This window comes from uncultured Ruegeria sp. (genome assembly GCF_947504215.1).
Classification (GTDB): domain Bacteria; phylum Pseudomonadota; class Alphaproteobacteria; order Rhodobacterales; family Rhodobacteraceae; genus Ruegeria.
Genome location: NZ_CANNGO010000007.1, coordinates 132,696 through 154,716 on the forward strand (window position 1 = coordinate 132,696; position 22,021 = coordinate 154,716).

A 22,021-nucleotide genomic window follows, 5' to 3' on the forward strand; every position below is an offset into this window, starting at 1 on the left:
GATGAAGTTTAGCCGTTTTCACGCAAGACATTGCCGGCAAGATAGAGCGACCCACAAATCAATACGCGCGCCTGCGAATCCAGCGCGACAATTGCTTTCAGCGCGTCAGCCACGCTGTCCGCAGTGGTCGCTGGAAGGTTGACCTTGGCGGCCGCCGCCGCCGTAGCATGGGCACTTAGGGTATTCGTCTCGCCCGGGATTGAAACGGCGGTCAGGCTTTGGGCCTGTTCGGCCAACGGGGCAAGATAACCGGTCACATCCTTGGTGTTGAGCATCCCACAAATCATATGGGTTGGGCGTTCGGGCAGTTTGGCCAGCACATCCGCCACAGCGATGCCAGCGGCTGCGTTGTGACCACCATCCAGCCACAACTCAGCCTCTGGAGCCAATTCCACCAGCGGCCCGGCTTTTAGGCGCTGCATGCGGGCGGGCCATTCGGCCTTGGTTACAGCCGCTTCGTAAGCAGCATCGCCCATTTTCAGATGTCGCAATACAGCCAGCGCCGCACCTGCGTTTTGAATCTGATGGGCGCCCAATAAGTTGGGCAGAGGCACATCCCGCAAACCAGTCTCGTCCTGATAAACCAAACGCCCGTTTTCTTCGTGCACGAGCCAATGCTGATCATGAACGAACAGCTGAGCGCCAAGTCGGGCCGCCGTGTATTCAATCACTTCCAGCGCTTCGTCCTGTTGCGGGCCGACGATGCAAGGCACGCCCGGCTTGATGATGCCGGCCTTTTCTGCCGCGATTTTGCCCAAGGTATCACCAAGGAATTGCTCATGATCGATCGAAACCGGTGTGATGACAGTCACAGCGGGCCGTTCGATGACATTGGTCGCGTCGAGACGACCACCAAGCCCGACTTCAAGCAGCGTGTAGTCCGCTTGTGATCGTGCAAAGGCCAGCAAAGCAGCACAGGTCGTGATCTCAAAATAGGTGATGTTTTCACCGCCATTGGCCGCATAGCATTCATCCAGAACCGCGGTCAGGTCGTCTTCGGAAATCAGATCTCCGGCCAAACGAATGCGCTCGTGAAAGCGGGCGAGATGTGGCGAGGTATAAGCATGGGCGCTCAGGCCAGCGCCTTCCAGACCAGCCCGGATCATTGCCTGCGTCGAGCCTTTGCCATTGGTTCCCGCGATGTGGATCACTGGCGGCAGGTTGGTTTGCGGATTACCCAGCGCAGCCAGCAGGCGCCACACTCGATCCAGAGTCAGGTCGATGATCTTTGGGTGCAGCGCCATCATCCGGTCAAGGATCAGGTCGGACTTGGGCGCCGTCATTCTTTGTCTGCGTCCTCGGCCGGGGTTTCCTCAGCCGGTTCTGCGGGTTCCGGCGCTGGAAGATCACCTTTAACCGCAGGCGGAAGGTCCATCAACATGCGGATGATGGTGATCAGCTCGTCCCGCATCTCAGTCCGTTTGGTTACCCGGTCGAGCATGCCATGGTCCAAAAGGTATTCGGCCCGCTGGAACCCTTCGGGCAGCTTTTCCCGAATGGTCTGCTCGATCACGCGCGGTCCGGCAAAGCAGATCAAGGCGTTTGGTTCCGAGATATGAACATCCCCCAACATTGCGTAAGAGGCTGTGACGCCGCCCGTGGTCGGATGAGTCAGCACAACGATGTAAGGCAGGTTTGCCTCTTTCAGCATCTCAACCGCGACGGTTGTACGCGGCATCTGCATCAGGCTGAGGATACCTTCCTGCATACGTGCACCACCCGCCGCAGAAAACAGGATCAACGGGCGACGCAGTTTCACCGCCTCTTGCGCAGCGGCAATGATGGCGTTTCCGACATACATTCCCATTGAACCGCCCATAAAGGAAAAATCCTGCGCGGCGGCCACGATTGGCGTGCGCCCGATCTCACCCTTGGCGACCAGCATCGCCTCTTTCTCGCCAGTTTTCTTCTGGGCCGCTTTCATACGATCAGGATATTTCTTCTGATCGCGGAACTGCAGCGGGTCGTCTTTGGGCGCGGGAACGTCGACATCGGTAAAAATACCGCCGTCAAACAGATGGCTGAACCGGTCGCGCGGCGTGATTGCCATGTGATGATCGCACTGTGTGCAGACATTCTGATTATCGGCCAACTCGCGATGAAACAGCATTGTTCCGCATTCATCGCACTTTTGCCAAAGATTTTCGGGCACTTCGCGGCGCGAGAAGATCGAGTTGATCCGGGGGCGGACGTAGTTTGTGATCCAGTTCATGTCGGAACCTTGCTGATGCGGCGTTGACGTCAAATAAGACGCTACGGCAGGAATTGCAATCAACGCATGATGGCAAGTCTCGCTGCCAGCCAGCAAACAAACATCATCACGAAATCCACGTATAGCCACTGCCGCAGCATTCCTGTGTCCGACATATCATAGGGCAACAGGAACAGTGACAAACCACTGAGGTTGTCAGGCAATGAAATAAGCACAAGTGCGATGATGTTGTTGAAGAAATGCAGTGCTATTGCTGGGCCAAGCGTTCCAGATCTGGCTGTCAGGTCCGAGGCCAGAAGACCAAAAATACAAGACCACACCGCAATCAGCATGGCGTTGTCTCCGGCCACAGCGGGCGCATAGTGACCGGCGGCGAACAAAACAGCTGGCAGTCCCATCCAGATGATCGGTGACCGAAATCTGGCGGCCAGGGATTGCTGGATATAGCCGCGAAACAAAACTTCTTCGGCACTGGTTTGAATCAGCACAGCCACCACCGAAAACGGCAACAGAACCAGCCATCTGGAAACATCCAAGTTCCGAACCAATGGCTCTCCTACGCCATACGGCGGAAGTACGGCCACAATCACGCCCAGAACAGTCAGCGCGCCCAAAACCCGCCAGAACTGACGCAAACCCAGTTGATACTGGCCTAATATCGAATGCAGAGACCTGTGCTGAAGCCGTTTTGCTACAACGGCAACGCCGAAGGTGATAAACCCAAAACTGCCTAGCAGAATAAGCATGGCTAATGGCGAGGCACCTTGTAAAAACTCTATGGTCCAATCATGCGGGGCCACCCCCGCGACCACCGCGAACAATCCCAGGTTCAGCGCCGTAACCAAAACACCGATCAACCCCAGGCCTAAAATCAGGCGCCACAATTCGGGCCGAGAACGCGCATCCTTTACCAGATGTTCATGGGCAGAGTATGCCAAGGGTGGGTTACTCAGCATGTCCACCCGTGCCTTCTGCCACAATCGCTTGCGAAACTTCCGGGAAAACATCCGATGGAGTTTGGGCCGCGTTGATCCTGTCGGACAATGTGGTCAGATATCCGGCCACAGTCTGCAGCAGCTGCATGGCGACCGAAGCATCGCTTTCAATCACTGCACGTAATTCTTCTGCGCCAATCCGCAAGAACAAACACTGATTGACGGCTACCAGATCCAACTGTCGGGCTTCACCGGTAATGATGGACAGGTCCCCGATCAGCCTTCCCGGCTCGATGATGGAAATTGGTCTTTTTTGGCCATCATCGTCGGACCAGTCCAATCTCGCCTGCCCTGAGATGCACAAATAGGCAGCGTCCGGCCCTTGGCCCCGCGAGAATATGACCTGTCCCGCAGCCGCTTCGTACCATTGCGCGGAGAAGGCCAACAAACGTTGATTTCGACCATCAAGACCCGAGAACAGCTCGGTCGCGGAAATAACCTCCAGCTTTCGACTAAGATCGGCGGATGCGCCTTCTTCGTGCTCAAGCTTGGTTCTCGACACGCCATCGATGCGACCGTCTTTGATTTCGACAAACAAATCATAGGCTTCGGGGTGCGCAAAATGATCTTCCATGAAGATCATGATCGAGTCGGGCAACAACTCTCGCAGTTTCAGTCGCGTGCGCAACCGGCTTTCGGAATCGTGGCTGGCCAAAGCCTTGTCGAGGATCAGGATATCCGGGCGTTTTATCCCGGCGCGCGAAAATGCAACGCGTTCCTGAAACACTGTTGGCAGGTTGTTTCCGCCCAAGCCCGACGGCAGGTCATAGATGATTGCCGCGGCCCGACGGCGCAAGCCAGCCTCATTCATGGCTTGGGCAACAACATCTTCGATATCATCCGCATGGGCCCCGGCCATCAACGAAATCCGCCCGTAGATCGCGTTTTCTATCACCGACAGGCGGGGGATATAGATGTCCGGGGACACCGGGATAAACATACCGTTCATCGCGCCGCGCAACCGTTTGGCCTGCCCCTTTCGGATCGATAAGATCTTGTCCTTGTACTCGTCCGGAAAATCAGAGCCGATCTGCTCGGCCGTCAGCAGGAAGGGCACTGTCAACAGCAGAGCCCGCTCTTCGTCAGTTAAGTCCGCATGACCTTTGGATTTGCGCCGGTCTTCGATGTCCAGCAATCGGTGATACATGTCCTTCGACATGCCGAGACGCAAAAACAAAGGATGGTCGGTGCCGTCCCGACCAAATGTCTGGTTCAATGTCTCGAGCACAGCGTTTGAGATGCTCATGGCTTCGTCGGCCAGATCATGCGCGCTGAGCATCGAAAGAAACCGACCATCGCCCGCCAGAATATCCGGTGAGATATCTCGCGACGGCGACGCAAACAGAAGATTGCCACCCAACGGCACGGCTGGGTTAAACCGCTCCGGATCAAAGCGATAAACATATCGATCCAGTTCTTTTTCACGCAATTGTTCCGCCACAATCTCGCGCAGTGCAATGATTTCACGCGCAAGAATGGGATGCAACTCGGGGTCGAATTGGGACCGCAACGTGCGACGGAACATGAATTCATCAATGCCCATCGCTTCGACCAGCTGGAACCACCAGTCCCGAATCCCGTCGATATCGTCCAACCCGGCCAATCCTGGATCAATCCATTCATCTGACAACGAATCCGGCGGGTTGCCGGCCCGCACTGCCTCGATCTGCCTGCGCGTGGGGGCCTTTGCCGCGTCCGCTTCGTGCTGAGGATGGGTGCGCAGTGGCATCATCAGATTGTCACCCAATGTCCCGTCGAACAGATAGGGCCGTGAATAGGCGTACCCGATCCGCGCGGCGATCACCGATTGATGTAGCCCCCGCAAATTATGACCGGCCATGATCACCTCACCCTGAACCGGCAGAACCTCACGCGTCAGCAATTGACCTAAAGCGTTGCGTTCCGAGGCGTGCGTCGACTGGATCGCCACCCGCGCGCCCTTCGGAATGACCAAGTCCAGATCTTCCAATATGGTTTTGCCATCACTGTCACGCACCGTCACGTTCCTGAGTTCGACGTCACCATTCAGATGTGGGATTGTTTCAGGCTCGCCATCAAAAAGCTCTTCGGGAACCATGTTTTCCGGGTCGAAGCGTTCGGTGACGATTTCCCAGCGCAGCGACATATCCTGTACCTGGTTGTAATAAGTCAACAAATCCTTCCACGGGCCGCTCAGGTCTTTGTATGCGCCCAATGCAGCAACCAGAGCCCCGACGGTTACCTCACCCGTGATCGCCAGATAGCCGCCGACCGAATAGAACAGGAACGGTGTCATCTGAGTGATCAGGTTGTTAAGAAACTTCATGAAGAATTTCTTGTTGTAGATTTTGAACCGGATCTCGAACAAGGTTCCAAGGCGATGGCTGAACTGCGCCAGACGATAGCGCCAGCCGCCATTGGTGCGCAGGTCGCTGATCCCCGCCGCGCTTTCGCCGATCTCAGAACTCAGATGCCGGACCTCTTGTATACGATCCTTGTTCAACAGGTTGATCTGGCGCTGTAGTTTCGGGATCAACCAGGCCTGCAAAGGGATGAGGGCGATACTGGCAAGACCGAACCAAACACTTTGCATGAACAGAAATGTGACGATGGTCATCATCTGCCCGAACTGGAACACCGGTTGAGCAATGGCATCGCCCATCAGACCGCCCATCGGTTCGGCCTCGGACGTGATCATTGATACCAACTCACCCTGACTGGTAGTCGCGAAATAGGATCTTGGAAAGCGCATTGCACGGTGGATCAGTGTGAATCGCAGGCGGCGCAGCATGCGTTCGGCCAAAACACCTTTCATCGTGTTGATGCGCATCTTCATTAAGCCGCTGACGATCACCGTCGCCAAAAACGCAACGCAGAGTATCAACAAGTACTGCACCTGGGTCACCGTAAAGCCCCAGATCGCCACGGTATCACCGGGCGCACCGATTGCATCGTTGATGATCTGCTTTGGCAATTCCAGCGAAGCATACAGAAACGGGAACGACAAAATCGTCAGAAACAGCAGGACAAGCTGTTGTTTCTTTGAATGTTTCCAGATGAACGCGAACAGAGTGGATTCCATACCCTGACCTTGTCTTGATTGAAATTGCTACGCGGCGGTACCGGGGGTGACCCACTTTAGTCAGGTGACAGACGGTACGCACTGGCCCTGCCTATTGCAAGAATGGACAACGTCTTTCTTGCGATGCGGGGCACAACTTATGTGACCGCGATTCATTAGTCATGAATATTGATTGCTGATAGTGGTATTCCGGGTTTGTCCCTCACCAAGTCTTTGACTAAAGAGGTGCAACTTTGGACGTTGGGGCCATGGGCAGGATTCTGGATCTCTATATTCATCGCAAGGTTTTGGGGCGCTGGCGCAAGGCTGCGCAACAATCGTCGGATGCACCGCAATCACTTCTGCGCCACCAACGCGATCAGGCGCGCAGTCTACGCACGCATCTGGACCGGATAATCCATATTGCAGATGGGCGGCTGGCCAGACCGCAGATCGGGTCCGAGCGGTTTCCCAAGCCTATCGGAACAGACTGGAGCTGGCGACCCGATCTTTGGCGCGGCCCCTTGGCCCGCCCAGGGGTCGCATCAGCGCCACGAAAGTCAATGATTGATCGACAGGTCACGCTGTTTCACGATTGCGGTCATTCAGAGATTTCCGCACGACAGATCAGAAACAGGCATGAAAGCGATCTTGCACCTTTCAGCCTGGCACTCGAGGTCTTCAGCTTTGAAGGCTCGTTCCTGTCTCTGTCAGTCGAGTTGCCGGCCGACGCCGCCCAAGACCTGACCCGTCAGCATCTGATGCGCGTCGATTCTTTGATCGACAGCGAAAAGGCCATCGAAGTCTTCGCCCGTCTCAATATCCAACATGGGCCGAATTCTGAGCAGGTACTGAGGCAGCTGGACCTGTCCGGCCGGTCCATCGCAATTGACTTTGATCTGGCACATCTGCCTTTGAACGAACGGCGGATCGAGAAAATCTGGATGGACCTGATCTTTAAAAACCCGCGTATGAACCGGATCGTTCTGCGCGACCTGACCTTCTGTCGCCATCATCGCGCCGATTTGTGAGACGCCCAAACATGACGCAGCCAACATTGACACTCATCAAGTTCGAAAACGGCATCTGGCAAGGGCACATTCAGGCCGAAAGCGAACCAGGCATCGAGGTTCGTTACTTAGGCGCTGCGCTAAGTGGGGTCGAAATGTCCCCCGCCGAAGGCGGCTGGAACCTGAACGTACCCGTACCCGTGACCGCCCTGTCCGAAGGGGTGCATAGCTTTGTCATTGTGGACATTGATACCACGCAAAAACTGGCTGACTTCACAATAATCGCCGGATCACCCGCCGCGGATGATCTACGGGCAGAAGTTGAGTTGCTGCGCGCCGAGCTTGACATGTTGAAGCGGGCGTTCAGGCGGATTTGCCACGACGCCAATTGACCTGAAAGTTTAGGTTTTTCTGTCATCTAGCGCATTTTCATGCATCAATGAGGCATTCGAAGCAATTTGGGTGCCTCAATGGATCGCAGCAGCATTATTAAAGTCATCGCTCTGATGGTGACGGCTTTTGGTATCGGAATCGATTTTACCGGTGCCCTGATGCTGATTCCAGCCATTGAAAACAGTTTCGACACAGATATCACCAGCACCCAATGGGTCCTGAATATCTACGCGCTGTTTTTTGCCATGACCATGGTCGCCGGAGGCCGTCTTGGCGATATGTACGGGCATCGCAGGATAATGATCATCGGTCTGACGATCTTTCTGTTTTCGTCGGTCATGTGCTTTTTCGCGCCCAGTCTGGACTATCTGATTGGCGCGCGCGCGTTGCAAGGTATCGGCGCCGGTTGCGTCTGGCCCTGCACCTTGGCTTTTGGTGCAACCAAAGTGTCCAAACCCGAACATCGGGCGCTAGTGATGGGTTTGATCCTGGCAGGCGTCACCAGCGGCAACGTCTTTGGTCCAATGATCAGTGGGTTTGTAGTGAACATCGGAGAGTGGCGTTATTTCTTCCTGGCCAACGTCGTGTTTTCCTGCATCTCGATGGCTACGGCGCTAATACTGATGGAACGCGAAACCGAGCACAAGACTGGTGAGCATATCGATTTTGCCGGAATGGGCCTTTTGTCGTTTGCGGTGCTCTTGTTGCTTTACGGACTGGATGTCGGCGCTGATTGGGGGTGGACTTCAGCACCTCTATTGCTGCTGTTTTTTGTGAGCGCATTTCTGTTCTTGCTCTTCCCAAAAGTTGAAAAACGGGTGAAAGAACCGCTGCTTTTGCCACAAATGATGCAAAACAGGGAGTTTCGCATCACCCTCGGCCTCAACATGTTCAACGTGTCCGCCGCCTTCGTCGCTTTGATGTATTTCCCGCAATACATGCAAAAGGTGTTGGGTTGGTCTGCATTTGAGTCTGCGCTGGGATTGGCTCCTTTGACAGTTCTGCTTGCAGTGGGCTCGGTCTTATCCGGGACGCTTTACAACGATTTCGGTCCCAAGCGTCTGTTGTTTTGGGGCTATCTGATTGCCACGATCGGTTCGGCGAGCATTGTTTTGCTGCCCAGCGGGTTGGGCTATTTCCGGATCTTGCCGGGAATGGCAATGATCGGGCTGGGCGCAACGCTGACGGTTGGTCCGTCAGGTACGGCGGCGGTCTGTGCGGTGAAACCTGAACGCGCCGGGCTGGTGGGCGGGCTGAGCTTTATGACCCATCTCGTCTATGGGGCGGTATCCGTCGCTTGTGCAACGGCGATCATGTACATGGTGTCCCTATCCAGCCTACGCGATCGTCTGGCTTCTTTGGGCGTCAACCTGTCAGAGGCTGATCAGAGGGCGATCAATGGAGGAACTCTCAACACCGACTCAGCCAAGGCTGTCATGCAAAAACTTGACCAAGGTGAGATCGAAAAAGTTCAGAATGCACTTGCAGCCGCCTTTGACAGTGGCATGAGCTCGGCGTTCATCTTTTCGACGGTTTCCGTTTCGATCGGAATCCTACTTGCCTTGATGCTGGACGAGAAAAAGCTGCACAAAATCGAAAGCTGACACTGCGCACTCCGTCAAACAAAAAGGGCCGCGAAATTCGCGGCCCCGTTTACCTTACTGGGATGGTCCGCTTGGATTGAAGGCGGACAACCCTTTGAGGATATCGATGGCGTAGGCCAGTTGATAATCCTCTTCGCGCAACTCAGCCGTAGCTTCGGCCTTGGCCCGATCTTCCTCGATCTGGCGGATTTCATCCTCGCTCAGGCTGTCATTGTTGAGACTGCCGCGCAGATCGGCCTCTGAGCGGGTAAAGGGATTGTCTTCCTCCTCCTCCACCTCAGGTTCCGAACGCGGTTGTTCAACGATAATGTCGGGGCTGACGCCCAGGGCCTGGATCGAGCGTCCCGATGGCGTGTAGTATCGCGAGGTGGTCAAACGCATCGCCCCATCACCTCGAAGCGGCATGACCGTCTGGACCGACCCTTTACCAAAGCTTTTCGTGCCAACAACGATGGCGCGGCGATGATCCTGCAGCGCACCTGCCACAATCTCGGATGCAGAAGCTGACCCGCCGTTGATCAGAACGACGATTGGCTTCCCTTCGGCGAGGTCACCAATGGTTGCGTTGAATCGCTCGCCTTCTTCCGGGTCACGGCCTCGGGTCGACACGATTTCACCTTCGTCCAGAAACGCATCCGACACTTTGATAGCCTGTGTCAGCAAGCCGCCAGGATTGTTACGCAAATCCAGTACGACCCCATTGACCTTGTCGATACCACCGGCTTCGGTAATTTGCTCTTGAAGGCCTTCCTGCAGGTTTGGGTAGGTCTGATCGTTAAATGTAGTCACGCGCAGTATGACACTTGTGCCCTCTGTCCGGGCACGAACCGCAGTCAGTTTGATCGTGTCGCGAATGATCGTGACGTCAAACGGTTCGGACTCACCTTCGCGCACAACGGTGATGGCGATCTCGGACCCGACCGGACCGCGCATCAAATCAACCGCCTTGTCCAGGGTCAGACCCAAAATGCTTTCCCCATCCACATGTGTGATGAAATCACCGGCTTCGATCCCGGCTGCGGCCGCTGGTGTATCATCAATCGGAGAGACAACTTTGACAAAGCCTTCCTCCTGCGTCACCTCGATGCCCAGACCGCCAAACTCACCACGGGTTTGCACGCGCATCTGTTCCGCATCATCCGGCGACAGATAGCTGGAATGTGGATCCAGAGATGTCAGCATGCCATCAATGGCCGCTTCGATCAGTTCCTCGGGCTCAACCTCTTCCACGTATTGGGCGCGGATACGTTCAAAAATATCACCGAACAGGTCCAGTTGCTGATAGACGCTGGCTTTGTTCTCGGCTTCCTGCGCCAACAGGGGTCCTGCGATCTGAGTGGTTGCAATAATGCCTGCAACGGTTCCGGCCACTCCGGCCATCACAAATTTCTTCATACTCGTTTATCCATCCTTGTCGGTCCGAAACCATGATTCCGGGTCCACGGGGCTGTTTTCTTGTCTTACCTCTATATAGAGCGTTTCTGAACGGTCAGTTCCAGTGCCATCACTGCTTGTTGACAATATTGCGCCGATTTCAGGCATTTCACCGGGCATTAAGCCCACTGGAGTGCCTTCGGGGATAACCTGACCCGGCGCGCCATAGACCTCTTGCAAGCCCGAAAACACGAATAAAAGCCCAGGCTGAGGTTCAAGGATCACCAGATTCCCCAAATCCAACAGGGGTCCGCGATAGCGGATTGTGGCGGCGGTCGGTGAAGTGACCAAAGCGCGCGGGCGCGTGCCCAGCACCAAGCCCGGTCGCGTTACCCCGGCTGCGTCGGTTTCACCTGCACCGTGCAGCAGGATACCCTGAACCGGCAGTGGCACATTACCCTTTCTGTCCGAGATGCTGGCATCGGTCTGGGCGATTTCGCCCTCGGATATCTCAGAAAGCCCGCTTGCAAATCCGTCCAATGTCTCGGTCGACGAGATCAGAATGGCTGTACGAACGGGATCTTCGACAAACCGACGCGGCAGATCAGTACGATCAGCGATGGCCTCGCTCAACCGTGTGCGGGCGTCCTGCACACCGCTTAAACCCTCTGTCAGGGTTTCAGAGGCGTTCTGCTGCAGAGCGCGTAATGTCTGAACCTCTTGCAGGTCCTTTGCCAAAACTTCGGCCTTTGCGTTCAACCCCGGAGTGACCTCAGACAGCATCATACCGGTGCGTGCGGCCCCCAATGGCCCGGACGGATGCAACATTAACACCGGCGGTGCCGTGGTCTCGATCGTTTGCAACACACCCAGCAATTGCGCCACATCCTTTTCCCGCGCGCGAAGCTCGGCTGTCAATTGCGCCTCTCGGGTTGCCGCCTTGCGCAACCCATCCCGCATCGCAGCAAGCCCGGCTTCGTAGGCTTGTATCGTCTCAGTTAGGGCGCGCACCCGGTCACGGGCGCTATCGGCTTGGGTCAGAGATATCGACGCCTGCTCCAGCATTTGCGCCGCCTCTAACGCTGCTTGTGATGGCCCGGTCTGAGCATGCCCCTGCACTGCAACAAGCAGACATATGACGATTGTGGCAAGCCTCATGAAAGCAGGCTCTTCCCGGTCATCTCGGGCGGTTTGGGCAGACCCATCAACTCCAGCAGTGTTGGAGCCAGATCCGACAAACGCCCGCAGCGCAGTTTCGCGCCTTTGGGACCACCAACCAGAGCTACCGGGACCGGGTTGAGTGTATGCGCCGTATGAGGGCCACCTGTTTCCGGGTCGACCATCATTTCGCAATTGCCATGATCAGCCGTGACAATCATAGCGCCACCTGCTTTTTCCAAAGCGGACACGACCTGACCCAACCCCTGGTCAACCGCCTCGCAGGCTTTCATCGCCGCTTGCAGGTCGCCGGTATGTCCAACCATATCAGGGTTGGCATAGTTGGTGACGATCAGATCATAGCCTTCTTCGATGGCCTCAACGAATTTCGCAGTGACCTCGGCGGCAGACATTTCGGGTTGCAGATCATACGTTGCCACTTTGGGCGATTTCGGCATGAACCGATCTTCGCCGATTTCGGGGGTTTCCTTGCCGCCATTGAGGAAGAAGGTCACGTGTGGGTACTTTTCGGTCTCGGCCAACCGGAACTGACGCAGACCCTGATTGGATACCCATTCGCCTAGGGTGTTCACAAGCGCCCGCTTGGGGAAAACCGTTTCCATATAGGCGTTGTGACCATCGGAATACTCCACCATCCCCAAAAGCGCCGACAGCTTTGGCCTTGGTCCTGTGTCGAAGTCAGAGAACCCCGGCTCACCAATGGCACGCAAAATCTCACGCGCGCGATCCGCGCGGAAATTCAGACAGAAAAATCCATCCCCATCTTGGGCGCCTTCAAACCCGTCCAGCACCGTTGAAGTGACAAATTCATCTGTTTCGGACCGGTTATAGGCCTGATCCACGGCAGAATGCGCGGAGCTGGCCACGCACCCCTCGCCTTCGATCATCGCCTTGTAAGCCTCGGCGACACGCTCCCACCGGTTGTCGCGGTCCAATGCGTAGTAACGGCCACAAACGGTAACAATGCGCGCGCCATCAGGCAGGCGGTCTTCAAGCTCAGCTATATAGGTGAAGGCCGATTTCGGTGCCACGTCGCGCCCGTCCGTAACCGCGTGCAGCGCCACCGGCACACCGGCGTCGGTAATCGCTTTGGCGGCTGCAATGATGTGGTTCAGATGCCCATGCACCCCGCCGTCCGAGATCAACCCCATCAGATGCGCAGTCCCGCCCGCGGCTTTGACCTTGGCAATAAACTCTTGCAGAGATGTGTTTTCAAAGAACGAGCCATCTTCAATCGCCAGATCAATCTGCCCAAGATCCATGGCGACAATCCGGCCCGCACCAATGTTTGTATGCCCAACTTCCGAGTTTCCCATCTGGCCGCTAGGCAGGCCAACATCCGGCCCATGGGTGATCAGTGTTGCGTTGGGGCACTTGTCCATGATCGCGTCGAAGGTCGGTGTGTTGGCAAGGAGGGGCGCATTGGCCTCGGTTTCTTCGGACAACCCCCAGCCATCAAGAATGCACAGGACAACGGGTTTTGGGGCGGTCATTGAAATTCTCCGGTAACTGCTCTTGCGTCATCTTCTAGCGTCTGGCTGCCGGAGGGTGAACCGTCTTTGCAGAGATTGATGCAGATTTAATCAAAACCACAAAGAACACGTCCTCAACGCCCTCACAGGAATGCCGCGGTTTTGCCCGGATACCGTGTGAACCTTACGTCAGACCGGCTTGTGCCAGCCCATAACTGCTGCCTAGTCTCGGCGTAAGGGAGATCGAATTAATGCAATCAGATGCTGTGGGCTTTGCGCTGATCTATTTGTTAACGCCGGCGGCGTTGATGTTGCTGGCACATCGGTCGGGTTTCGCCGCGCGATTGGGACCCATTGTCCTGTGTTACATCGCCGGGCTGCTGTTGGGATTGTCCGGATCTCAGCCCGAAAGCGTTTCACCGATCCGGGACACGATCATCGAGGCCAGCCTTGGACTGGCCTTACCTCTATTGCTATTCGCCGTAGATTTGCGCGCTTGGGGACGCATCGCCGGATCCGCATTGCTGTCCATGGGGTTGGCTATCGTTTCTGTGGGTGTGATTGCGACGGTCCTGTTTCTCCTTTTCAGTGCTGGCGGCACGGAAGAAACTGAACAGCTGTCTGGTATGGCGGTGGGCATGTATACCGGCGGTCTGGCGAATATGGGGGCGATCAAACTGGCACTGGATATCCCCGAGGGCCGATACCTGCTGTTTGCCACAATGGATACGGTTGTTGGCGCCGGGTATCTGCTGTTTGTTTTGACACTCGCACCTGTCGTCATGGGCCGTTTTCTGTTGCCCTTTAACGGGTCGCGCGAAGGAGAACCCGATGCGTCAGAAACTGCCAAGCCGGCAAAACGAAATTGGGGCGCTCAGGGTCTGATCGCTGTCGCCGGTGCCGCGCTTTGTGTTGGCGCGTCATCGGCGCTCGCTCCGATGATGCCATTCGCTGAACCTCAGATTATGATCATCGTGCTGTTGACCTCATTTGGCATTCTAGGATCCCTGACGCCTACATTGCGCCAAAACGCAGCTGCACCGCATATCGGAATGTATCTGCTGTATGTGTTTTCGTTCAGCGTTGCCGCCTCGATGGATCTGGCCGCCTTGAGCACCGTGAACCTGTCAGTGCTGGGCTTTGTGCTGATCGCGACCTTCGGCAGCTTCACGCTGCATGCAGTATTGGCGCGGCTGGCGGGCATCGACCGCGACACATTCCTGATCACATCAGTGGCCGCGGTCATGTCACCCGCTTTTGTGCCGATGGTATCGCGCAGCCTGCGCAACCCTGCGATCTTGATGTCCGGAATGGCGACCGGCATTCTGGGCTTTGCCATAGGGAACTATCTGGGCATTTCGCTGGCTCTGCTGCTGGCTGGGAAAGGATAGAACATGGATCATCTGACACTGCCCGAAACTGGCCGATCCGAAGATGAAGTCTTAGACCAACTCAAATCCTTCGCCGAGAACGACCCGAATTACCGTGACGGACGCACATGGAGCCTTGTTTACCATCTGGATGATGACCATGACGCCTTCACGGCCAAAGCCTACAGTGCGTTTTCCTCGGCCAACGGCCTCAACCCGGCTGCTTTCCAAAGTCTGAAGCGAATGGAAAGCGAAATCATTTCGACAATGGCCGGTCTGCTGCATGGCGGCCCGGACACATGCGGCGTTGTCACCGCAGGCGGCACCGAAAGCTGCCTGATGGCAGTGAAAACGTATCGCGACATGGCGCGCAAGCAGCGCAAGGTGACCCGACCCAACATGATCCTGCCCAAAACCGCACATGTCGCCTGGTTCAAAGCGGCAGAGTATTTCGGGGTCAAAGCGCGGCTGCTGCCGATGACGTCAGACTATGCGACCGATATCTCAAAGCTAAAACGCATGATCAACGCGGGTACGGTGATGATCCTTGGATCCGCTCCGGAGTATCCGCATGGCACAATCGATCCAATTACCGACATGGGCGCAATTGCGCAGTCCAAGGGCATTCCGCTGCATGTTGATGCCTGCGTCGGGGGACTGATCCTACCATTCATGGAGCGCAACGGCATTGACCTGCCTGATTGGGATTTCCGTGTGACGGGTGTCACATCGATTTCAGTTGATCTGCACAAGTACGGCTATGCGGCCAAAGGGGCTTCGACGATCCTGTACCGCAACCTCGCGTTACTAAAGCACCAGATGTTTGTCTGTCAGGACTGGCCCGGCGGCGTTTTTGCCTCACCGGCATTGCTGGGCACACGCCCCGGCGGCGCCTATGCGGCGGCATGGGCCGTCATGCAAAAGCTTGGGGTTGATGGATACCGCCGCTTGGCGCAGGACACGTCCAAGGCCGTTGAAAATCTGAAGGCGGGCATTACCGCGATCGACGGGCTTTGCATTCTGGGCCAGCCTCAGGGCCCTTTGCTGGCCTACGGTTCGACCGATCCAAAGCTGAACATCTACGCCGTAGCGGATCAGTTGGAACAAGCCGGTTGGAGCATCAACAGGGTGCAAAACCCCGACGGCATTCACTGTATGGTGACCGCAAAACACCTGCACGTCGCCGACGAGTATCTGACAGATCTGGCACAGGCCGTCACCACTGTTCGGGCACATCCCGAGCTGGCAACGACCGGTGGTGCCGCGACCTATGGCATGATGGCACATGTCCCGCTGCGCGGGATGGTCAAATCCAAGGTATTGGACGTATTTGCAGAGATGTACCGGGCCGGCGGTGGTTCCTTGCAACTGGACAACAGTAAATCCCCAAACTTGTTGGAACGCGGCATGGCCCGTTACGTGCAATGGAAGGCCCGGCGCAGTTAATCCTTAAGGTAGGTTCTGTAGGGGTGCGCTGTCCGGTTGCGGTATTTGACTGTCAGATCCAACGGCGCGTCGTTTTCGTCGTAAATCCCAACGATCACGCCCCTGCCCCGGCTTTTCGTCCGCATCTCGATCAGTTGCTGCTCGGATCGAGTGGTGCGCTGTGACGCCCTGCGCGTCCAGGTAAATAGGTGATCGTACATGTCTGAAATCACCTCGGCATGATCCGCGCTATCGCCCAGATCATTCAATTCATCGGGGTCATTTTCCAGATCAAACAGGATCGGACGGTGGCCGCCTTCACAATGGATCAACTTCCATTTCTTGTTGGCGACCATGAACATCACCGCATCCCGGATCGAGGCATTCAGCAAATCCGCAACCGGCGAGGCCGAATAGTCGTATTCGCAGATCACGACATCCCGAGGGGTCTCAGTAGCCCGCCCTCGCAAGATGGGTATCAAAGAGTGCCCTTCCAGGATGTGCCCCGCAACCTCACCCCCAGCGACATCGACGAAAGTCGGCGCCAGATCGATGGATTCGACCAGCGCATCGCTGACCGAGCCGCGTGTCGCATCCGCCTCGGGCGACGGGTCGTAGATGATCAGGGGCATCTTGGTGGATGCGTCATGGAAGAAGGTCTTTTCCCCCATCCAGTGATCACCCAGAAAATCGCCATGGTCCGACGTAAGCACGATCATTGTGTCGTCCATCCGACCGGTTTGTTCCATCCAGTCAAACAAGCGGCCCATTTGGTCATCGGCCTGTTTGATCAGACCCATATAGGCCGGGATCACCGCATCGCGCACGTCCTGCCGAGAGAAAGCCTGCCCCACTTTGGTGTCCATGAAAGCCTTGAGAACCGGATGGGCGTTCTGGCGTTCACCCTCAGATCGAACCACCGGCAGGACATCCCCTGCCCCGTACATTGAGGCATAGGGCTCTGGCACCACATAAGGCCAATGGGGCTTGATAAAGCTCAGGTGGCAACACCATGGGCCTTTGTGAGTTTCCATAAACTCCATGCCACGGCCGGTCAGATAGGGCGTTTCACTGTCTTCTTCGGCGATATTGGCGGGCTCGGCTGAATTTTTCAGAAACCACCCGGACAGAACATTCCCGTCAGCATCCAATCCTGAATTTGCAAAGTCGTGCCAGGGGTTGTCGCTTTGATACCCCTTGGACTTGAGGAATTTGTTGTATTCCTTCGCACCATCCGGGTCGTAGTAGCCATCCGGCCCCTCAGGCAGCATACCGTCATCCCGTTCGAAAACATCAAACCCACATTCAGCAACCCGCGCGCCGATCAGACTGTCCGGTTCCAGGCCCAGCCGCGCCATGCCTTCGGCGTCAGCGCGCATATGGGTCTTGCCGACCAGCCAGCAATCCATACCGGCCTGACGCAGGTGATCGCCCATTGTTATCTCGCCCACTTTCAGCGGGATACCATTCCATGACGCGCCATGTGAATGCACATAGCGCCCGGTATATGTGGACATGCGCGAGCTACCGCAGATCGGCGACTGGATGTAAGCGCGATTGAACCGAACGCCTTTAGCCGCCAAGCGGTCAATGTTGGGGGTCTGCAGATGAGGATGGCCGTAACAACTCAGGTAGTCCCAGCGCAGCTGGTCGAACATGATGAACAAGATGTTTTTGGCTTCGGCCAATTCTGCGTCCCCCTGAATAGTGTCAGGGACTTACTTAGCCAGTTCCGCTCTCAGAACGAAGCGCAAACTGATCTCAGGCCTGCCGTTCCATCTGTTGCAGCATCTTCTTGGCGCGCTTGCATTGCAGCTGATCCCGCAGCGGGCTGTCAGGGTCGACATCCTTTTGACATACGACGCATTTGTCAGCGCCCGAGATCGCGTTCAATCCACCGCAGCTGCCTTTGATGGTTTTGCCCATCAACAAGACGCCCAATGACATGCCGACCATGATGATCATCAACAGGACAAAGGCCAGAATAAAGGTGCTCATCTCGGTTCCTACCTGTCAGTTGGTTCCCAAAGCGTCTTTGAACGCGGTGCTGTGTACTGTGATATAGGCATCTTCGCCGCCTGTCACATCCCGCGAGATGAAATACACAGCAAGTTTATGCTGTTCGGCAAGTTCCAGCCCTTTTTCCTGCCCCAGGGCAAGCATTGCCGTAGCCCAGGCATCGGCCATCATCGCATTGTCGGCCAAAACGGTGACCGATGTCGTATGATGGGTGATCGGGCGCCCGGTTTTTGGGTCGAGAATATGCGAATAGCGCACACCGTCCTGTTCGAAGAAATTCTTGTAATCTCCCGAACTTGCCATGCCTTGATCGTCCAGAGAGACAATCAGTTGTAGGCTCTGCGCTCCCGCCTCGGGCTTTTCAATGCCGATCCGCCAGTCTTCACCCTTATCATTCTGACCCTTGGCAACAAGATCACCACCAATCTCAACAAGGTAGTCATCGATACCAGCGTCACGTAGCGCTTCGGCGACTGCGTCGATGCCATAACCCTTTGCGATGGCAGACAGATTGATCCCGACGCTGGCGTCGGATTTTGCCAGGGTCTTCGCCTCTGGATCCAACGTCAGCAGTTTGCCCTGACCGACACCGCTTAGCGCGGTCTGAATATCGGCATCCAATGGCACCGGATCTTCCGGCGTGCGGGGGCCAAAACCCCAAAGCTCGATCAATGGCCCCAGCGTTACATCGAAAGTGCCATCGGTTTTCTGATGCACGTCATTGGCGGCAGCCATCACCAGAGCAAATTCCAATGAGATTGGCATCGGGTCCGTGCTGTCCGAGGCTGAAAAGGTCGAAACCTCGGAATTTGGGTCCCAGTTGGACATCTTGGCATTAACCTCTGCCAGCGTCTCCTCGACGGCAGTGGCCAGCGCGGTTTCGTCCAGATCGTCGCCGATTGCTGTCACATTGAACGTGGTGCCCATGGTTTCACCGGACAGGCGCACCACGTCGGGTTCCTTGTCGAACAGGCAACCCGACACAAGTGTTACAAGGGCCAGTACAGGCATCAGACGCATTTGGCGGTCTCCTGGAAAATCCGTGCTCGGCGTATGCCAGCGCCCCCCGTCGGAGTCAAACCGCGATCAAAGCTTGAGCGGCACGAAGCCAAGCACCAGTAAACCAATCCCCGCCGGTATTCCAAACAGCCATGCCCGCTTTTGCCACCCGGGTGGTTGCTGTTTCCACGCCATCCGGAAGTTGTGGCCGCAAACCACCACCGCAAAGAAAATCACCACGGCCAGCGCGGGCGTAAGATACAGGTCGGTCAAAGACTTACGTTTCCTTTTTTAGCAACGGATTTCGCCGATCAGGGTAATTCCACCCTATACAGGTCATTTAGCTGCGCTAAGGTACAAGGGAAAGACATTGCACGTACAGGAGGAGATTGCCCATGGCCCCAAGCTCTTATCGGCCCCCGACCCGAGGCGACAAGGCGGGTGCTGGCACTTACAGCCAATCCACTGATTCCAACCTGTCGCACACCCAGACAACCGTGTCCAAGCTACTGGAAGGCAAAGGGGATGCGGTGTTTTCCGTGCGCCCCAATGAGACAATTCACTCGGTGGTCAACACCCTTAAGGAAAGACGGATCGGCGCGGTTGTTGTGACCGATCAGAACGGGACCCTGCAAGGCATCCTGTCAGAGCGTGACATCGTGCGACGCATGGCGGACACCCCGGGGCAAACCTTGCCGCAATCCGTGGAAGACCTGATGACAAAGGACGTTCGGTCCTGCACGCCAGACGATCTGCTGAATGATGTGCTGAAGACTATGACCGAAGGCCGTTTTCGCCATATGCCGGTTCTACGCGATGGCAATCTGTGCGGTGTCATCACGATTGGCGACGTCGTGCATTTCCGTTTGAAGGAACTGGAATACGAAGCCCTTCGCATGAAGCAGATGATTGTCGGTTAAAGCCAACCTTCCGGCTATGTACGCAGCCTCCTAAATCTGAATCACCCGGTTGAGGTGAACCGCACGCCGCCTTTGAAAATCTCGGCCGCCGTCAAGCGGCCCGTCACAAATGCGCCGGTATCCACAGACACGATCCCGTTGCGGGCGCGGGCATGAACGACAATCGTATGCCCATGCACCACCCACTGCCCATCCTGTCGGGGTTGGTTTGGAAACAGGGAATGGCCCCACAGACAAATCTGGCGCGGTTGGTTTGTAACCGGCTGCAACGGATCCAGCGCTGCATGTACAACGGTCACATTCCCACTGGTCCAGGTCAGAGGGCGGTCGGCAAGCCAACTTAGTAGATCCTGGCCCATCGCCTGCCGCAGCTGATCAGCGACCACAATAGCCCGATCTCCGACCGTGGCTTCGGCGATACCGGTAATGCCGAAAGAAGCCAGTGTCTTTACGCCCCCGTTTTGCAACCAAAGTCCGCCGACGCGCTTGGGGTCTTCGACAAACCGCAGCAACATCTCTTCGTGATTACCAAGCAGACAGATAACCCGCCCATGCGAGGATTTGCTCAGGTGATGCAATTGGCGTAAGACCTGCGCGCTGTAGTCGCCACGATCGATGTAATCGCCGACAAATATCAGAGGGATATCGTCATCCAGCCTGGGCAACAGGGATTGCAACAGATCAAGCCGACCATGGATGTCACCAATGACGACAAACCGTTCGTCTGGCGCGATTTCAGACACTACCGCGTCCACGCCATGCGACGTGTTCTGCCCAAACAGCCCATTGATCCAATTCTTAACCATGCGGCTTCATCCCTACCCGGCCCAATCCCGGGCCACAATCGGCAAATTTTCGATCGCGTAAACCGGTTGACCAAAGCATACACGCGTCTGATATGGCAGGGCAGAAGGGAAAATACCCTTGACCTTGTCTTGGGGAAAGTATCCCTGATGTGCATATGGTTTGATTTGGGTTTGAGGGTTTTATGAAACGAGTATTGGTTACAGGCACTGCCGGCTTTATCGGGTTCCATCTGGCAAAACTGCTGCTGGCAGAAGGCTTCCGCGTGCATGGCTATGATGGAATGACAGATTATTACGATGTAGCACTGAAGCAAAGGCGCCATCAGATGCTGCTGCAGACACCAAATTTTTCCGCGACTGAAGACCTTCTGGAAAACCATGAACGCCTGATGCAGATCGGTGATGAGTTTGAACCAGAGATCATCGTTCACCTCGCCGGGCAGGCTGGCGTGCGCTACAGCCTGGAAGAACCTCGTAGCTATATCGATTCGAACATCGTGGGCACATTCAACGTGATGGAGGTTGCCCGAACGCACAAGGTCGACCACCTGCTGATGGCCTCGACCTCATCCGTTTACGGCGCGAATGAGGACATGCCCTTTACCGAGGTTGAAAAAGCCGACACGCAACTGACCATCTATTCCGCCACAAAAAAGGCGAATGAATCGATGGGCCACTCCTATGCGCACCTCTGGGATTTACCAACAACCATGTTCCGGTTCTTTACCGTTTACGGTACCTGGGGCCGACCTGATCTGGCGCTCTACAAGTTTGTTGATGCGATTCTGGATGGCCGTCCGATCGACATTTACAACCACGGCGACATGTATCGTGACTTCACCAACGTGGAAGATCTGGTTCGCGGGATCAGATTGTTGATCGATACACCGCCGGTTCGGCCCGCGAGCGCCGATCAGATCGAAGAAGGCGACAGCCTGTCCCCGGTCGCGCCGTATCGCGTCGTCAACATCGGCAATGGTGACAAGGTGCGCTTGATGGACTTTGTCGAAGCCATCGAAGAAGCGGTCGGCAAGGAAGCAATCCGAAACTACATGCCGATGCAAATGGGCGATGTTCCAGCAACTTGGGCGAATACAGACCTGCTGCAACGCCTGACTGGCTATCGTCCGCAGACCGATTTCAAAGACGGGATCGCGCGGTTCGTCGAATGGTTCCGCGACTATCACGATAAATGACCAAAGA

19 protein-coding genes are annotated in these 22,021 nt (G+C 55.9%); 7 read left to right on the forward strand and 12 right to left on the reverse strand.

Translation table 11 applies throughout. The features are described 5' to 3' along the window. Positions 1 to 8: 8 nt before the first annotated feature. From Q1B21_RS14185 to Q1B21_RS14200, 4 genes are read right to left on the reverse strand one after another with little or no spacing between them, the layout of a single operon-like run. Entirely contained in the window at positions 9 to 1,283 is a 1,275-nt protein-coding gene (locus Q1B21_RS14185) for a folylpolyglutamate synthase/dihydrofolate synthase family protein (RefSeq protein WP_299890294.1), read from the reverse strand. Beyond that, on the reverse strand, positions 1,280 to 2,212 hold the full coding sequence (gene accD, locus Q1B21_RS14190) for an acetyl-CoA carboxylase, carboxyltransferase subunit beta (protein WP_299890296.1): 933 nt from the start codon (positions 2,210 to 2,212) through the stop codon (positions 1,280 to 1,282). Before accD ends, Q1B21_RS14185 begins: the two co-directional genes overlap by 4 nt. 59 nt (positions 2,213 to 2,271) lie before the next feature. Then, positions 2,272 to 3,168 carry a CPBP family intramembrane glutamic endopeptidase gene (locus Q1B21_RS14195; RefSeq protein ID WP_299890298.1) on the reverse strand — a complete coding sequence of 299 codons (897 nt, stop codon included), beginning with the start codon at positions 3,166 to 3,168 and terminating at the stop codon, positions 2,272 to 2,274. Then, positions 3,158 to 6,268 (reverse strand): ABC transporter transmembrane domain-containing protein, encoded by a 3,111-nt coding sequence (locus Q1B21_RS14200; RefSeq protein WP_299890300.1) that lies wholly within the window; start codon positions 6,266 to 6,268, stop codon positions 3,158 to 3,160. Before Q1B21_RS14200 ends, Q1B21_RS14195 begins: the two co-directional genes overlap by 11 nt. A 248-nt stretch (positions 6,269 to 6,516) precedes the next feature. On the opposite strand from Q1B21_RS14200, the gene Q1B21_RS14205 reads away from it, so the two are divergent. The 3 genes from Q1B21_RS14205 (at position 6,517) to Q1B21_RS14215 (ending at position 9,254) form a co-directional block, all read left to right on the forward strand. Next, positions 6,517 to 7,278, forward strand: coding sequence for a DUF6478 family protein (locus Q1B21_RS14205; RefSeq protein WP_299890302.1), 762 nt, complete (start codon positions 6,517 to 6,519; stop codon positions 7,276 to 7,278). 11 nt (positions 7,279 to 7,289) lie between these two features. Beyond that, positions 7,290 to 7,649 carry a hypothetical protein gene (locus tag Q1B21_RS14210; RefSeq protein WP_298935124.1) on the forward strand — a complete coding sequence of 120 codons (360 nt, stop codon included), beginning with the start codon at positions 7,290 to 7,292 and terminating at the stop codon, positions 7,647 to 7,649. Between the two features lie 78 nt (positions 7,650 to 7,727). Further along, positions 7,728 to 9,254: an MFS transporter gene (locus Q1B21_RS14215; RefSeq protein ID WP_299890304.1), complete on the forward strand. Its 1,527-nt coding sequence runs from the start codon at positions 7,728 to 7,730 to the stop codon at positions 9,252 to 9,254. Positions 9,255 to 9,308: 54 nt separating this feature from the next. On the opposite strand, the gene Q1B21_RS14220 is transcribed toward Q1B21_RS14215, so the two are convergent. From Q1B21_RS14220 to gpmI, 3 genes are read right to left on the reverse strand one after another with little or no spacing between them, the layout of a single operon-like run. After that, on the reverse strand, positions 9,309 to 10,649 hold the full coding sequence (locus Q1B21_RS14220) for a S41 family peptidase (protein WP_298935126.1): 1,341 nt from the start codon (positions 10,647 to 10,649) through the stop codon (positions 9,309 to 9,311). A 6-nt stretch (positions 10,650 to 10,655) separates the two neighbouring features. Further along, positions 10,656 to 11,786, reverse strand: coding sequence for a peptidase M23 (locus Q1B21_RS14225; RefSeq protein WP_299890307.1), 1,131 nt, complete (start codon positions 11,784 to 11,786; stop codon positions 10,656 to 10,658). Beyond that, complete coding sequence (gene gpmI, locus Q1B21_RS14230) at positions 11,783 to 13,300, reverse strand: 2,3-bisphosphoglycerate-independent phosphoglycerate mutase (RefSeq protein WP_299890309.1); 1,518 nt, start codon at positions 13,298 to 13,300, stop codon at positions 11,783 to 11,785. The genes Q1B21_RS14225 and gpmI overlap by 4 nt, the downstream gene beginning before the upstream one ends. A 230-nt stretch (positions 13,301 to 13,530) precedes the next feature. Here gpmI and Q1B21_RS14235 point away from each other — a divergent pair, with 230 nt between their 5' ends. Further along, positions 13,531 to 14,670, forward strand: coding sequence for a DUF819 family protein (locus Q1B21_RS14235; protein ID WP_299890311.1), 1,140 nt, complete (start codon positions 13,531 to 13,533; stop codon positions 14,668 to 14,670). Positions 14,671 to 14,673: 3 nt separating this feature from the next. After that, on the forward strand, positions 14,674 to 16,095 hold the full coding sequence (locus tag Q1B21_RS14240; protein ID WP_299890313.1) for an aspartate aminotransferase family protein: 1,422 nt from the start codon (positions 14,674 to 14,676) through the stop codon (positions 16,093 to 16,095). Here the strand turns inward: Q1B21_RS14240 and Q1B21_RS14245 are convergent. The 4 genes from Q1B21_RS14245 to Q1B21_RS14260 all read right to left on the reverse strand — a co-directional run bounded on the left by Q1B21_RS14245 (position 16,092) and on the right by Q1B21_RS14260 (position 19,365). Then, positions 16,092 to 17,762, reverse strand: coding sequence for a sulfatase-like hydrolase/transferase (locus Q1B21_RS14245; protein ID WP_299890315.1), 1,671 nt, complete (start codon positions 17,760 to 17,762; stop codon positions 16,092 to 16,094). The genes Q1B21_RS14240 and Q1B21_RS14245 overlap by 4 nt on opposite strands. A 73-nt stretch (positions 17,763 to 17,835) precedes the next feature. Further along, positions 17,836 to 18,072: a (Na+)-NQR maturation NqrM gene (gene nqrM / locus Q1B21_RS14250; protein ID WP_120631329.1), complete on the reverse strand. Its 237-nt coding sequence runs from the start codon at positions 18,070 to 18,072 to the stop codon at positions 17,836 to 17,838. A 15-nt stretch (positions 18,073 to 18,087) separates the two neighbouring features. Then, complete coding sequence (locus Q1B21_RS14255; RefSeq protein ID WP_299890317.1) at positions 18,088 to 19,113, reverse strand: FAD:protein FMN transferase; 1,026 nt, start codon at positions 19,111 to 19,113, stop codon at positions 18,088 to 18,090. A 66-nt stretch (positions 19,114 to 19,179) separates the two neighbouring features. Then, positions 19,180 to 19,365 carry a hypothetical protein gene (locus Q1B21_RS14260; RefSeq protein WP_299080424.1) on the reverse strand — a complete coding sequence of 62 codons (186 nt, stop codon included), beginning with the start codon at positions 19,363 to 19,365 and terminating at the stop codon, positions 19,180 to 19,182. 122 nt (positions 19,366 to 19,487) lie between these two features. Between Q1B21_RS14260 and Q1B21_RS14265 the strand changes: the two genes are divergently transcribed. Beyond that, on the forward strand, positions 19,488 to 20,012 hold the full coding sequence (locus Q1B21_RS14265) for a CBS domain-containing protein (protein WP_299080426.1): 525 nt from the start codon (positions 19,488 to 19,490) through the stop codon (positions 20,010 to 20,012). A gap of 41 nt (positions 20,013 to 20,053) precedes the next feature. Here the strand turns inward: Q1B21_RS14265 and Q1B21_RS14270 are convergent, their stop codons facing one another. Beyond that, a complete protein-coding gene (locus tag Q1B21_RS14270) occupies positions 20,054 to 20,818 on the reverse strand; it encodes a metallophosphoesterase (RefSeq protein WP_299890320.1) in 765 nt (254 codons plus the stop codon). Between the two features lie 182 nt (positions 20,819 to 21,000). Between Q1B21_RS14270 and Q1B21_RS14275 the strand changes: the two genes are divergently transcribed. After that, positions 21,001 to 22,014, forward strand: a complete 1,014-nt coding sequence (locus tag Q1B21_RS14275) for a GDP-mannose 4,6-dehydratase (protein ID WP_299890322.1) — start codon at positions 21,001 to 21,003, stop codon at positions 22,012 to 22,014. Positions 22,015 to 22,021: the final 7 nt, after the last annotated feature.

What these genes read in the sequence shown, in the direction of transcription:
- nqrM (WP_120631329.1), bottom strand. Translation starts at nt 18,072, where the DNA reads ATGAGCACCTTTATTCTGGCCTTTGTCCTGTTGATGATCATCATGGTC.
- Q1B21_RS14270 (WP_299890320.1), bottom strand. Translation starts at nt 20,818, where the DNA reads ATGGTTAAGAATTGGATCAATGGGCTGTTTGGGCAGAACACGTCGCAT.
- Q1B21_RS14185 (WP_299890294.1), bottom strand. Translation starts at nt 1,283, where the DNA reads ATGACGGCGCCCAAGTCCGACCTGATCCTTGACCGGATGATGGCGCTG.
- Q1B21_RS14235 (WP_299890311.1), top strand. Translation starts at nt 13,531, where the DNA reads ATGCAATCAGATGCTGTGGGCTTTGCGCTGATCTATTTGTTAACGCCG.
- Q1B21_RS14240 (WP_299890313.1), top strand. Translation starts at nt 14,674, where the DNA reads ATGGATCATCTGACACTGCCCGAAACTGGCCGATCCGAAGATGAAGTC.
- Q1B21_RS14210 (WP_298935124.1), top strand. Translation starts at nt 7,290, where the DNA reads ATGACGCAGCCAACATTGACACTCATCAAGTTCGAAAACGGCATCTGG.
- Q1B21_RS14195 (WP_299890298.1), bottom strand. Translation starts at nt 3,168, where the DNA reads ATGCTGAGTAACCCACCCTTGGCATACTCTGCCCATGAACATCTGGTA.
- Q1B21_RS14255 (WP_299890317.1), bottom strand. Translation starts at nt 19,113, where the DNA reads ATGCGTCTGATGCCTGTACTGGCCCTTGTAACACTTGTGTCGGGTTGC.
- Q1B21_RS14200 (WP_299890300.1), bottom strand. Translation starts at nt 6,268, where the DNA reads ATGGAATCCACTCTGTTCGCGTTCATCTGGAAACATTCAAAGAAACAA.
- gpmI (WP_299890309.1), bottom strand. Translation starts at nt 13,300, where the DNA reads ATGACCGCCCCAAAACCCGTTGTCCTGTGCATTCTTGATGGCTGGGGG.
- Q1B21_RS14265 (WP_299080426.1), top strand. Translation starts at nt 19,488, where the DNA reads ATGGCCCCAAGCTCTTATCGGCCCCCGACCCGAGGCGACAAGGCGGGT.
- accD (WP_299890296.1), bottom strand. Translation starts at nt 2,212, where the DNA reads ATGAACTGGATCACAAACTACGTCCGCCCCCGGATCAACTCGATCTTC.
- Q1B21_RS14220 (WP_298935126.1), bottom strand. Translation starts at nt 10,649, where the DNA reads ATGAAGAAATTTGTGATGGCCGGAGTGGCCGGAACCGTTGCAGGCATT.
- Q1B21_RS14275 (WP_299890322.1), top strand. Translation starts at nt 21,001, where the DNA reads ATGAAACGAGTATTGGTTACAGGCACTGCCGGCTTTATCGGGTTCCAT.
- Q1B21_RS14225 (WP_299890307.1), bottom strand. Translation starts at nt 11,786, where the DNA reads ATGAGGCTTGCCACAATCGTCATATGTCTGCTTGTTGCAGTGCAGGGG.
- Q1B21_RS14205 (WP_299890302.1), top strand. Translation starts at nt 6,517, where the DNA reads ATGGGCAGGATTCTGGATCTCTATATTCATCGCAAGGTTTTGGGGCGC.
- Q1B21_RS14215 (WP_299890304.1), top strand. Translation starts at nt 7,728, where the DNA reads ATGGATCGCAGCAGCATTATTAAAGTCATCGCTCTGATGGTGACGGCT.